This is a genomic window from Pseudomonas sp. MS01C9 (assembly GCF_058202755.1).
Genome location: NZ_CM177073.1, coordinates 4,418,118 through 4,430,923 on the forward strand (window position 1 = coordinate 4,418,118; position 12,806 = coordinate 4,430,923).

Below are 12,806 nucleotides of genomic sequence, written 5' to 3' on the forward strand. Positions count from 1 at the left end.
TGTTTTCCTCACGAGACTGCCGCCACCGGCCGCGCAGTGGCGACCAGCAGACGCTTGATTTCCGGTACACAGGAACCGCATTGCGTGCCGCAACCCAGTTCCTGTTTCAGCCCTTGCAGGTCCAGGCCGCGTTCGATGCCCGCGCAGACCGCTCGCTGGCTGACGTTCATGCAGTTGCACAGGGTCTTGCCGCCGCCCAGCGCGGCGCCGGTATTGCCTGGTGGTGCACTCAAGGGCGCCAGCAACCAGCGTCGCAACTGCTCGTCGGCACGGCCTTCCAGCCACAGGTTCTGCAGCCAGTGCCGGGCCAGGGTTTCGCCGGCCAGGCGGATGGCCGTTATACGGCCGTTTTCGATGCGGACACGTTTGCCGATGGCGCGACGCGGATCGTCATAGGCCAGCACCGGCCCCTCGATCAGGCCCAGTTGTTCGTCAATCGCGTGCAGCAATTGCGGTTCGGGGGCCAGGGCGCTGGCGGCGCGAATCAGCAGCGCCGGACGCTCACGGCCGGTAAGGCTCAGGCTGACGTAGGCAAACGCCTCACACAGCGGTCGCAAGGTCTCCAGGTGCAGCTGGACATCGCCTTCGACCAGGGCGTAAAGCTGCCAGGGCAGGTTCACCGGTTCCAGGCGCACGCCGCTGTGCTTGAGTTCCGGCTGTTTCGACAAGGGATCGAAGGCTGGTTGCGTCAGGGTATTGACCCCGCCCTTGAGGAACCGGTCGCCCCAGTGCATGGGCAGGAACGCCTGTCCGGGGCGCACGCTTTCATCGCTGTCCACGGCCACGATCACGGCGCCGCGACGGCTCTTGAGGCTGACCAGGTCGCCGGCCTGCAGGCGATGGCGAAGCAGTTCGTCGGGATGCAGGCTCAGCACGGCCTCGTTCACATGGCCAAACAACTGCGCAGCGGTTCCGGTGCGGCTCATGCCATGCCACTGGTCCCGCAGCCGGCCGGTGTTGAGGGTCAACGGGAAGCGGGCATCGCGCAGCTCCCTGGCGGCGCGATAGGGGTCGGCCACGAAGCGGGCACGGCCGCTGTCGGTAGGGAAAATCCCATCCACATACAGGCGCGGAGTGCCTTCGGTGGCGCCCTCCGGGAACGGCCATTGCTGAGGACCCAACTGGTCGATCAGCGAATGGCTGATGCCCGACAGGTCCAGGTCGCGACCTCGGGTCAGTTGCTTGTATTCGTCGAACAGCTGGGCCGGCGCATCGAAATCGAACAGGCTGGGTTGGCCGGGGCGCAGGCGTTTTTCCAGGCGTTGTGCGAAATCCACGGTGATTGCCCAGTCCGCTCGGGCTTCGCCCGGTGCGGCAACGGCCCGACGAACGTGGGAAATGCGCCGCTCGGAGTTGGTCACCGAGCCTTCTTTCTCGCCCCAGCTGGCTGCCGGCAGCAGCAGGTCGGCGAATCCGGCGGTCTCGGTGGTGCGGAAAGCCTCTTGCAGGACCACGAACGGGCAGGCCTGCAGGGCCTCTCGCACCGCTGTCTGGTCCGGCATCGATTGGGCAGGGTTGGTACAGGCGATCCACAGTGCCTTGACCTTGCCGTTGCGCACCTGCTCGAACAGTTCGATGGCGCTCAGGCCCGTGGTGGCGGGTAGCTGCTCGACGCCCCAGTAGCGAGCGACTTCGGCCCGGTGCTCGGGATTGGCGGCTTCGCGATGACCGGGCAGCAGGTTCGACAGGCTGCCGGTTTCGCGACCGCCCATGGCATTGGGCTGGCCGGTCAGCGAGAAAGGACCGGCGCCCGGCCGGCCGATCTGTCCGGTGGCCAGATGCAGGTTGATCAGTGCGCTGTTTTTCGCGCTGCCGGCGGTGGATTGGTTAAGGCCCATGCACCACAACGACAGGAAGCTCGACGCGTTGCCGATGGACTCGGCGCACTGATGCAATTGCTCGACGCTGATGCCGCACAACTGGGCGACCATGGCGGGAGTGTAGTCGCGCACCAGGTTCTTCAGGTCCGCCAGGCCTTCGGTATGGGCCTTGATGAAGTCGCGGTCGACCCAGTCTTCCCACAGCAGCAAGTGCAAGATCCCATGGAACAGGGCGACATCGGTGCCTGGCAGGATCGCCAGGTGCAGGTCCGCCAGGTCGCAAGTGTCGGTGCGACGGGGATCGATGACGATGACTTTCATCTGCGGCCGTTGGGATTTTGCAGCTTCCAGGCGTCGAAACAGGATCGGATGCGCGTAGGCCATGTTGCTGCCGACGATCATCACGCAGTCGCTCAGTTCCAGGTCTTCATAGCTGCAAGGGGGGGCATCGGCACCCAGGCTGCGCTTGTAGCCCACCACGGCCGAGGACATGCACAGCCGGGAATTGCTGTCGATGTTGTTGGTGCCCACCAGCGCCCGGGCGAGTTTGTTGAAGGCGTAGTAATCCTCGGTCAGCAGTTGGCCGGAGATGTAGAAGGCCACGCTGTCCGGACCATGTTCGGCGATGGTATCGGCGAACACGCTGGCGGCGTGATCCAGGGCGCTGTCCCAGTCGGTACGGGCCCGGGCCAGGCCCTTGCCCAGGCGCAATTCGGGATACAGGGCGCGGGCGGCCAGGTCGCCGGTCAGGTGCAGGGTGGAACCCTTGCTGCACAGTTTGCCGAAATTGGCCGGATGGGCCGGATCGCCGCTGACGCCGAGGATGCGCTCGTCGTCATGCTCGATCAGGACGCCGCAACCGACCCCGCAGTAACAGCAGGTCGAGGCAGTGGTCTGGCGGTTCATCAGCTTGCGTCCCGCAGGGCCAACTGCACCCGGCCGTTTTCGACCCGGGCCGAATGATGATGGGCGCAGCCCACGTCGGGGGCTTGGGCCTGACCGCTTTCCAAGTCGATCTGCCAGTTGTGCAGCGGGCAGGCCACGCGCTTGCCGTAGACCAGGCCTTGTGACAACGGCCCGCCCTTGTGCGGACAACGGTCATCGAGGGCGAACACTTCATCGTCGCTGGTGCGGAAAATCGCGATATCGCCTTCAGGACCATTGATGATGCGCGAACCGAGGATGTTGATCTCCTCCAGTGCGCAGATATCCAGCCAGTTCATGCCGGCACCTCCAGGTTTTTCACGGGAATGACCTCGAACTCTTTCTTGAGCTGAGGTTGTTCCAGGCGTTGCTTCCAAGGGTCCTGTTCCAGCGACAGGGAGAACTTCAGGCGTTCGTGGAGGGCCTTGCGCCGCTCGGGGTCTTCCAGCACGGCTTTCTTGATGTGCTCCATGCCGACTCGCTGCATGTAATGCACAGTGCGTTCAAGGTAGAAGGCTTCCTCGCGGTACAGCTGCAGGAAAGCGCCGTTGTATTCGCGCACTTCTTCGGCGGTCTTGAGCTTGACGAAGAACTCCGCCACCTCGGTCTTGATCCCGCCGTTGCCACCGATGTACATCTCCCAGCCGGAGTCGACGCCGATGATGCCGACGTCCTTGATACCGGCTTCCGAGCAATTGCGCGGGCAGCCGGAGACGGCCAGTTTCACCTTGTGCGGCGACCACATGTTGAACAGGTCATGCTCCAGCTCGATGCCCAATTGGGTCGAGTTCTGGGTGCCGAAGCGGCAGAACTCACTGCCTACGCAGGTCTTCACGGTGCGGATGGATTTGCCGTAGGCGTGGCCGGACGGCATGTCGAGGTCTTTCCAGACCCCCGGCAGGTCCTGCTTTTTGATTCCGAGCAAATCGATGCGCTGCCCGCCCGTGACCTTGACCATGGGCACGTTGTATTTGTCGGCCACGTCGGCGATGCGTCGCAGTTCCGAAGGATTGGTCACGCCGCCCCACATGCGCGGGACCACGGAGTAGGTGCCGTCCTTCTGGATGTTGGCATGGGCGCGTTCGTTGATCAGCCGCGATTGTGGATCGTCCTGGGCTTCGCCGGGCCAGGTGGAGATCAGGTAGTAGTTCAATGCCGGACGGCAGGTGGCACAGCCGTTCGGGGTGCGCCAGTTCAGGTAACTCATGGTCCCGGCGATGGTCAGCAGGTGCTGGTCGCGGATCGCCTGGCGAATCTGGCCGTGGTTGAGGTCGCTGCAACCGCAGATGGCCTTTTCGCTTTTCGGCTTGACGTCCGCTGCGCCACCGACGGTGTTGATCAGGATCTGTTCCACCAGGCCGGCGCAGGAGCCACAGGAGCTGGCAGCCTTGGTGTGTTTTTTCACATCATCGACGCTGAACAGCCCGTGTTCCTGGATCGCCTTGACGATGGTGCCCTTGCACACGCCGTTGCAGCCGCAGACCTCGGCGCTGTCGGCCATGCTCATGGCCTTGTCCTGGCCTTGGTGGCCAACGTCGCCCAAGGCGTTCTCGCCAAACATCAGGTGATCGCGGATCTCGCTGATGGCATGGTTTTCACGGATCTGGCGGAAATACCAGCCGCCATCTGCCGTATCGCCGTACAGGCAGGCACCGACCAGCACGTCATCCTTGATCACCAGCTTCTTGTAGACGCCGCCGATGGGGTCGGAAAGGGTGATGGTTTCGGTGCCTTCGCCGCCCATGAAGTCGCCGGCGGAAAACAGGTCGATGCCAGTCACTTTCAACTTGGTCGAGGTGACCGAGCCTTTGTAAGTGGCGAAGCCCAGTTGGGCGAGGTGGTTGGCGCAGACCTTGGCCTGTTCGAACAACGGTGCGACCAGACCGTAGGCGGTGCCGCGATGGTTGGCGCATTCACCGATGGCGTAGATGCGCGGGTCGTAGGTCTGCATCGTGTCGTTGACCAGGATCCCGCGGTTGCACGGGATGCCGGCCTTTTCCGCCAGTTCGACATTGGGGCGGATACCGGCGGCCATCACCACCAGGTCGGCGGGAATGATGTCGCCGTTCTTGAACTGCACCGAGCCGACCCGGCCATTGCCGGCGTCGTGCAGGGCCTGGGTCTGCTCGCTGAGGCGGAATTTCAGGCCGCGATTCTCCAGGGCGGTCTGCAGCAACTGGCCGCTGGTCTTGTCCAGTTGCCGCTCCAGCAACCATTCGCCCAGATGCACTACGGTCACGTCCATGCCGCGCAGCTTCAGGCCGTTGGCCGCTTCCAGGCCCAGCAGGCCGCCGCCGATGACCACGGCGTGCCTGTGGGTCTTGGCGGTGTCGATCATCGCCTGGGTGTCGGCGATGTCGCGGTAACCGATCACACCGTCCAGGGTGTTGCCGGGAATCGGCAGGATGAACGGGGTGGAGCCGGTGGCGATCAACAGGCGGTCATATTCGGCTTCGCTGCCGTCCTCGGCGATGACCCGGCGTTTGACGCGATCGATCTGCACCACCTTGCGATTGAGCAGCAGGTTGATGTTGTTGTCCTGGTACCAGGCCAGGTCGTTGAGCACGATATCTTCGAACGTCTGTTCGCCGGCCAGTACGGGGGAGAGCAGGATGCGGTTGTAATTGGTGTGGGGTTCGGCACCGAACACCGTGATGTCGTACAGCTCGTTGCTCAGCTTGAGCAGTTCCTCGAGGGTTCGAACCCCGGCCATGCCATTGCCGATCATCACCAGTTTGAGTTTTTTCATCAGGGTTCTCCGCAAGCTCATGTCCGTTTCATCACGGCGATCGGACTGGCTCGGCAATTTTCACGAAAACAAAAAAAGGCGTCCCGCTAGCAAGCTAGCGAGGACGCCTTTGTCCTGGTCCCGTTCTCTCGGGAAGCACCGCCTTCATCGTTGGAGGCATTGCCTTATGTCTGTTGAAAGGGATTTATGCAGTGGTTGTGCCAACTGGCTCGAAGGCGTGGATTCATTGAGCAGCGGCTTGATTGAGCGGATTGGGGAGGGATTTATTGCACCGAATCAAAGCGTGTTGCCCGGTAATGGAGCGTCTTGCAGGAGCAGTTGTATGGACGATCAGGCTGCCATCGCGAGCAAGCTCGCTCCCACATTGGATCTGCGGTGGACACACACACCCTGCGGGAGCGAGCTTGCGCGCGACAGGCGCGACCGGATCTCAGCTGTGAAACACCAGAAACAGCAGCACGACATTCACCACCAACGACACCAGCGCCAACGTCCGCCAGACTTTCAGCGGTTCGCGCTCCAGCAGCGGACGGGGTCTGACGCTCAAGCTGCGGCGCTCGCCCTGTTCCAGCAATAACAGCCATTCCTCGGCGGTTTCGAAGCGTTGGCCAGGATCGGCGGCAACGGCCCGCTCCAGGCTTTGCCCGAGCCATTCGGGCAGGTCCGGCCGGTAACGGTTGGCGCTGACTGGCACGCCAAAGCGCGGCCGCTGGAAGGCCTCGATTTCGCCGTAGGGGTAATGCCCCGTCAGCAGGAAGTACAAGGTCACACCGACCGCATACAGGTCCTGCTGTGCGGTGGGGGCGATACCGCCGAAGGCTTCCGGGGCAATATAACTTGGGGTTCCCGGCAAGACATTGGCCTGGTCCTCCGACAGTCCCGGGCAATACGCCAGGCCGAAATCCAGCAGGCGCAGTTCCCCATCGTCCCCCAGGTGCAGGTTTTCCGGCTTGATGTCGCGATGGTAGATCTGCCGTCGGTGCAGCAACCCCACGGCCCGTACCAGCCGCTGCGCCAGGTCTTGCCATCGGGCCAACGGCAAGGTGCCGCCCCGGTCGAACAGTTCGGCCAGGGTGATGCCCGGGTATTCACGCATCACGTAGTACAGGTGCTGACGTTGGGCAACCCCATGGACTTCCGGAAACTGCCGGCCTGCGACCCGGCGCAGGAACCATTCCTCGGAGAGCAGCGCCTGCCCGGCCCGGGTGTCGTCCCGCAGGTGCCCAGGCAGGGTTTTCAACAGCCACGGCTGGCCCTGACTGTCGTGTACCCGATACAGCAACGATTGCTGGCTCTGGCCGAGCAGCCCTTCGATCCGCCAGCCTTCGAACACCTGGCCTGGTTTCAGGGCCGGGGGAAGGGGCCATTGCTGCAGTTGAATCAGCGCATCGCCGATGCTTGCTTCCCCCAGTGCATCGACCCGTACCAGCAGCGCGCTGGCGTTGTCCTGGCTGCCGGCCAGGTGCGCGGCGTTGACCAGCGTCTGGGCCGCGAGGTCCAGGTCCGGTTGGTCGCGCAGGATGCCGGCGATGGCCGTGTCCCCCAATACCGCCCAGACGCCGTCGCTGAGCAGGACGAAGGTTTCGTCGGTGCGCAGTTCGCCGTCGAGGAAATCGAGGATCAGGTGCTGGTCCAGCCCCAGGGCACGCTTGAGCACGTGCTGCATGCCCTGCTGTTCCCAGACGTGGTCTTCGCTGACCCGTTGCAACTGATCGGCGTGCCAGCGGTAGACCCGACAATCGCCCACATGGGCCAGGGTGAAGCGTCGGCCCCGTAGCACCAGGGCACTGACAGTGGTAAGCAGGGGCTGTCCGCCACCGTTGGCCTGCAACCAGCGGTTCTGTGCCAGCAACAGCCGATCCAGGGCCTGGGCCACCCCCCAGGTCTGTGGCGTGGCGTAGTAATCCAGGGCCAGCGCCTGCAACGTCGAACGGGCGGCCAGGCCGCCATCGGCGCATTGGCTCACGCCGTCGGCGATGGCGAACAGGTAGCCCTTGCTGGCGGCCAGGGCCGGGGCTGGCGTGACCAGGCGCAGGGCGTCCTGGTTTTCCTCGCGCGGGCCGATGGCACTGGCTTCGGCGAAACTCAGTTGCAGGCTCATGGTGGTTGGTTATACCCGGGCCGCAGTAACGGCGGCCGAACCCCAGGTGGTCCTCCAGCGGCGCTTGACGCCGTGCAGGCCGAACCAGGCCAATACGCCGAGACTGGCGAACAGCCACAGCGCCAGTTGATAGCTGCCGGTGCTCTGCTTGATCGCCCCCATGCCCGCCGCCAGGGCGAAGCCACCGATACCGCCGGCCATGCCGATCAGCCCGGTCATGACCCCGATTTCGCGACGGAAGCGCTGCGGCACCAGTTGGAACACCGCGCCGTTACCCGCCCCCAGCCCCAGCATGGTGCAGACGAACAGGGCCAGCGCCGCGTAGGAGCTTGGCAGGTTGAAACCCACCGCGGCGATGCACACCGCCGCGATGGTGTACATGCCCAGCAGGGTGCGAATGCCACCGAAACGGTCCGCCAGGGCGCCGCCCAGCGGGCGCATCAGGCTGCCGCCGAAGACGCAGGCGGCGGTGTAGTAGCCGGCTGTCACCGGACTCAGGCCGTACTGGTCGTTGAAGTAGCCAGGCAGGGCGCTGGCCAGGCCGATGAAGCCGCCGAAGGTCACGCTGTAGAAGAACATGAACCACCAGCTGTCACGGTCACCCAGGGCCTTGAGGTAATCGGCCATGGATTTGGCTTTCGGCCGCTCCGGCGCGTTCTTGGCCAGCCAGGCGAACAGGACCAGGGTCAGGCCCAGAGGGATCAGGGCGAAGCCGAATACGTTGGTCCAGCCAAACGTGGCGGCCATGACCGGTGCGATCAGCGCGGCCAGCACGGTGCCCGAGTTACCGGCACCGGCGATGCCCATGGCCTTGCCCTGGTGCTGCGGCGGATACCATTGGGAGGCCAGCGGCAGGGCGACGGCGAACGATGCGCCGGCCACGCCCAGGAACAGGCCCAGCAGCAATGCCTGCTCATAACTGTGGATGCCCAGTTTCCAGGCGCAGAACAGCGCACCGATCACGATCACCTGGCCGACCATGCCGGCGGTTTTGGGGGAGATCCGGTCGGCCAGCAGGCCCATGAGCAGGCGCAGTACGGCGCCGGCCAGGATCGGCGTCGCCACCATCAGGCCGCGTTGCTGGGTGGTCAGTTGCAGGTCGGTGGCGATTTGCACCGCCAGTGGGCCGAGCAGGTACCAGACCATGAAGCTCAGGTCGAAGTAGAGGAAGGCTGCGAACAGGGTCGGGGTGTGGCCGGATTTCCAGAAGCTTGAATTCATCGCGCACCTCAGCGGTAAAAGTCTCGGGTAATGAGTCAGTGCTTCGAGGTGGTGCGCCGTCATGGCGACCCCACCGACCCCGGACGGTGGGGCCAAAGCAAAAAAAACGCCGCAACCCGGGCCGCCTGGGGGCGAGCAGGGTGTGCGACGTCTTTGTCGTAGGTGGGCAACCGCCGTTGGCTACCGGTGAGATTGCTTAAGCGAGATCTGTGCCAACAGGAGGGATTGGGCTGAGGACTATCGCGAGCCAGCTCGCTCCCACAGAGGGGCTGGGGTGAACACAATATCTGTGGATACCCCGGATCAACTGTGGGAGCGAGCTGGCTTGCGATGGCGCCAGGCCAGGTGCTTCAAGGTTTTCAGCCCAGCAGCTCATTCATCGCGATGATCTGCTCCGCCACCTGGATCAGCTTCTGCTGGCGGCTCATGGCCTGGCGGCGCATCAGGGTGTAGGCCTGTTCCTCATTGCAGGCTTTCATCTTCATCAGCATGCCCTTGGCCAGTTCGATGCGCTTGCGTTCGGCCAGTTGCTGGTCCCGTGCCAGGAGCTGGGCCCGCAGGGCCTGGTCGCTTTCGAAGCGGGCCATGGCCACGTCGAGGATCGGCTGCAGGCGCGCGGCGTGGATGCCTTCGACGATATAGGCGCTTACGCCGGACTTGATCGCCTGGCGCATCACATCCGGGTCGTGCTCGTCGGTGAACATGACGATCGGTCGTGGCTGGTCGCGGCTGACCAGCACCACTTGTTCCATGACGTCTCGTCCCGGTGACTCGGTATCGATCAGGATGACATCCGGACGCACTGTTTCGACGCGTTCCGGCAAGTCGATGGTCAGCCCGGATTCGTCGATGACGTCGAATCCGGCCTCCGTCAGGGCAGCCTTGAGGCGCCCGACCTTTTTCGCGGTGTCGTTGATCAGCAGGATACGCAACATGGTCGAGGCTCCTGTCAGCGGCTGGCGAGAAGGGGAGCCGCATCGCTCAAGGCGTGCAGTTTGAAGCCACGGGCATACCCGGCCGGATCGGAACCGTCCCAGCGGATGCCGTCGATCAACTGGCTGCTGCGCATGTCCTGGCGTGGGGACGCGATGCCCAGCGCCGCACAGGCCTCATGGTACAGCTCGAGCTGTTGGACCTCCCGCGCCACGGCGAGGTAATCCGGGTCTTCGCGCAGCAGCCCCCAACGCCGGAACTGAGTCATGAACCACATGCCGTCGGACAGGTACGGCACGTTCACCTCGCCGTTGCCGTGGAAGCGCATGGCGTGGGGATCCTGCCAGCTGTTGCCCAGGCCGTCGGCATAGATGCCGAGCAGGCGGGGCTCGATGCAGTCCAGCGGTGCGTCGAGGTACTCGGGCGCGCTCAGCAGTTGCGCGGTGCTGCGACGGTTCTCGGTACTCTGTTCGATGAATCGGCTGGCTTCGAGGACAGCCATTACCAAGGCCCGCGCGGTATTGGGGTACTGCTCCACGAATGCTCGGGTGCAACCCAGGACCTTTTCCGGATGATCGGGCCAGATGGTCTGGGTGGTCGCCAGGGTGAAGCCCAGGTTCTGCTTCACCGCGCTGGCACACCAGGGTTCGCCGACGCAGAGGCCATCGATGCGCCCGGCCTGCAGGTGGGCGATCATCTGTGGCGGCGGGACCACCACGCTGTCGACGTCCGACAAGGGGTGGATGCCTTGGGCGGCGAGCCAGTAATAAAGCCACATCGCATGGGTGCCGGTGGGGAAAGTCTGGGCGAAGGTCAGTTTCGTGCGAGTTTGGTGCACATGGCGTTCCAGTGCCTCAGGACTGGTCACACCCAGGGCCTGCAGGCCATGGGAAAGGTTGATGCTCTGGCCGTTCTGGTTCAGGCCCATCAGTACGGCCATGTCGGTCGGCGCGACGCCACCGATACCCAGGTGTACGGCGTAGACCAGGCCGTACAGGCTGTGGGCCGCGTCGATTTCACCGCTGACCAGCTTGTCCCGCAAGTTGGCCCAGGACGCCTGGCGCTTGAGGTTCAAGGTCAGGCCGTAGGGTTGGGCGAACCCCTGGGTAGCGGCCACCACGACCGGGGCGCAATCGCTCAGGGCCATGAAGCCGAGATCGAGCACGCTTTTTTCCGGTGCATCGCTGCCATTGACCCAGGCCAGGGGAGTGGCTGGAACTTCATTCATCGGGCATCACCTTCCACATGAAAAAGCGCCGTACCCGGGCTGCTGACAGAGCAGTGCCGGATGACGACGCCATTGTCCTCTTTAAACAGTGTGGCACTCATTCCGCCGTTGGTATGAGCGCCGATGACCGAAAAGGGTGCAAGGCATATGCCATCGGTGCTGTTTTATGCAGGCGCCTCGCTGAACCGGCGCTGCGCGGCTATAATCGCCGCCTCATTTTGTCGCCCGAGTCAAAGCCGCCCATGTACACCCTGGCCCGTGAACTGCTGTTCAAACTTTCCCCGGAAACCTCCCACGACCTGTCCCTGGATCTGATCGGCGCGGGCGGGCGCCTGGGCCTCAATGGCCTGTTGTGCAAGGCGCCGGCGAAGTTGCCGGTGACCGTGATGGGGCTGCAGTTCCCCAACCCCGTCGGCCTGGCGGCAGGGCTGGACAAGAATGGCGCGGCCATCGACGGATTCGCGCAACTGGGATTCGGTTTCGTGGAAATCGGCACTGTCACGCCACGGCCGCAACCAGGCAACCCCAAGCCCCGGCTCTTCCGCCTGCCCCAGGCCGAGGCGATCATCAACCGCATGGGTTTCAACAACCTCGGCGTCGATCATCTGCTGGCCCGCGTGGCGGCGGCCAAGTACAAGGGCGTGCTGGGCATCAATATCGGCAAGAACTTCGACACCCCGGTGGAACGTGCCGTCGACGATTACCTGATCTGCCTGGACAAGGTCTACGCCCACGCCAGCTATGTCACCGTCAACGTCAGCTCGCCCAACACCCCGGGCCTGCGCAGCCTGCAATTCGGTGACTCGCTCAAGCAGCTGTTGGCCGACCTGGCCCGGCGTCGCGCTGAGCTGGCGACGATTCATGGCCGGCATGTTCCCCTGGCGATCAAGATTGCCCCGGACATGAGCGACGAGGAGACCGTACAAGTGGCCCAGGCCCTGATGGAGACCGGAATGGACGCCGTGATCGCCACCAACACGACGCTGGGGCGTGAAGGTGTCCAGGGGCTGGAGCACGGTGACGAGGCGGGCGGGCTGTCCGGCGCGCCAGTGCGCGACAAGAGCACCCATACGGTGAAGGTACTGGCCGCCGAACTGGCCGGACGGCTGCCGATCATCGCCGCGGGCGGGATCACGGAAGGCCGCCACGCCGCCGAAAAAATCACCGCGGGGGCGAGCCTGGTGCAGATCTATTCGGGCTTTATCTACAAAGGCCCGGCGCTGATTCGTGAATCGGTGGATGCCATCGCGGCGTTGCGTTGATTGATCTCTGAAACCCACTGCGGCGAAGGGATTTATTGTGGTGAGTCGATCTATCCGTGGCGAGGAGATAGATCCCCTCGCCACAAGGGCGTTTGCCACAGGAAGCCGGGCATTAAAAAGGGCTCCTCGAAGGAGCCCCTGGGCCGTAGCCCGCCGTCCGGATGGGACGCGCGTGGTTAAATCGTTGTGAGTATCAGATTGTCGAGTTCTTGAGTGTTAAGCCCTGTGTCAGCCGACGGCGTGAAGTTCGTTGAGTCTGTGGATACCCGCAGTGCCGGTCATACCGTCCCAGTTGTCGCCACGTCCTTCTCGCCAGCCATTGATCCAGGCTTGACGTACCGACGGTAGAGTAAAGGGGCAAAGCTCACGGGATTTACCACCAACGCCATATTGGTAACCGCGTAAAAATGCTCTTTCCAACGGATCACGCTTAAGTCTTCTCATAGGGTGTTGCCCTCACTTGTTGACTGTTGCTTAGCGTCGACCTCTATCGAGGCCGGGGCAGAATCATTCTGCCGTTGGTGGCTCGTTGCCGGCGTGACGAGCCAAGGTGTTGGCGCCGTTGCGA

General features: G+C 63.7%; 9 protein-coding genes. 1 reads left to right on the forward strand and 8 read right to left on the reverse strand.

The features are described from left to right. Positions 1-8 precede the first annotated feature (8 nt). The 7 genes from AC1M7R_RS20130 to AC1M7R_RS20160 form a co-directional block, all read right to left on the reverse strand. Complete coding sequence (locus tag AC1M7R_RS20130) at positions 9-2,726, reverse strand: nitrate reductase (protein ID WP_072458076.1); 2,718 nt, start codon at positions 2,724-2,726, stop codon at positions 9-11. Further along, a complete protein-coding gene (gene nirD / locus AC1M7R_RS20135) occupies positions 2,726-3,043 on the reverse strand; it encodes a nitrite reductase small subunit NirD (RefSeq protein WP_072389109.1) in 318 nt (105 codons plus the stop codon). The genes AC1M7R_RS20130 and nirD overlap by 1 nt, the downstream gene beginning before the upstream one ends. After that, positions 3,040-5,493 (reverse strand): nitrite reductase large subunit NirB, encoded by a 2,454-nt coding sequence (nirB, locus tag AC1M7R_RS20140; protein ID WP_072389107.1) that lies wholly within the window; start codon positions 5,491-5,493, stop codon positions 3,040-3,042. The genes nirD and nirB overlap by 4 nt, the downstream gene beginning before the upstream one ends. A gap of 430 nt (positions 5,494-5,923) precedes the next feature. Next, the gene (locus tag AC1M7R_RS20145) at positions 5,924-7,594 is read right to left on the reverse strand and encodes a bifunctional protein-serine/threonine kinase/phosphatase (protein ID WP_072389105.1); all 1,671 of its coding nucleotides are present in this window, start codon (positions 7,592-7,594) and stop codon (positions 5,924-5,926) included. Between the two features lie 9 nt (positions 7,595-7,603). Continuing rightward, positions 7,604-8,815 carry a nitrate/nitrite transporter gene (locus AC1M7R_RS20150; RefSeq protein WP_072389103.1) on the reverse strand — a complete coding sequence of 404 codons (1,212 nt, stop codon included), beginning with the start codon at positions 8,813-8,815 and terminating at the stop codon, positions 7,604-7,606. Positions 8,816-9,174: 359 nt separating this feature from the next. Next, entirely contained in the window at positions 9,175-9,750 is a 576-nt protein-coding gene (locus tag AC1M7R_RS20155) for an ANTAR domain-containing response regulator (protein ID WP_053153356.1), read from the reverse strand. Between the two features lie 14 nt (positions 9,751-9,764). Beyond that, on the reverse strand, positions 9,765-10,976 hold the full coding sequence (locus tag AC1M7R_RS20160; protein ID WP_123595975.1) for a CmpA/NrtA family ABC transporter substrate-binding protein: 1,212 nt from the start codon (positions 10,974-10,976) through the stop codon (positions 9,765-9,767). 242 nt (positions 10,977-11,218) lie between these two features. Here AC1M7R_RS20160 and AC1M7R_RS20165 point away from each other — a divergent pair, with 242 nt between their 5' ends. Beyond that, positions 11,219-12,238, forward strand: a complete 1,020-nt coding sequence (locus AC1M7R_RS20165) for a quinone-dependent dihydroorotate dehydrogenase (protein WP_072389099.1) — start codon at positions 11,219-11,221, stop codon at positions 12,236-12,238. A 228-nt stretch (positions 12,239-12,466) separates the two neighbouring features. On the opposite strand, the gene rmf is transcribed toward AC1M7R_RS20165, so the two are convergent. Then, a complete protein-coding gene (rmf, locus tag AC1M7R_RS20170; RefSeq protein WP_003223300.1) occupies positions 12,467-12,682 on the reverse strand; it encodes a ribosome modulation factor in 216 nt (71 codons plus the stop codon). Positions 12,683-12,806: the final 124 nt, after the last annotated feature.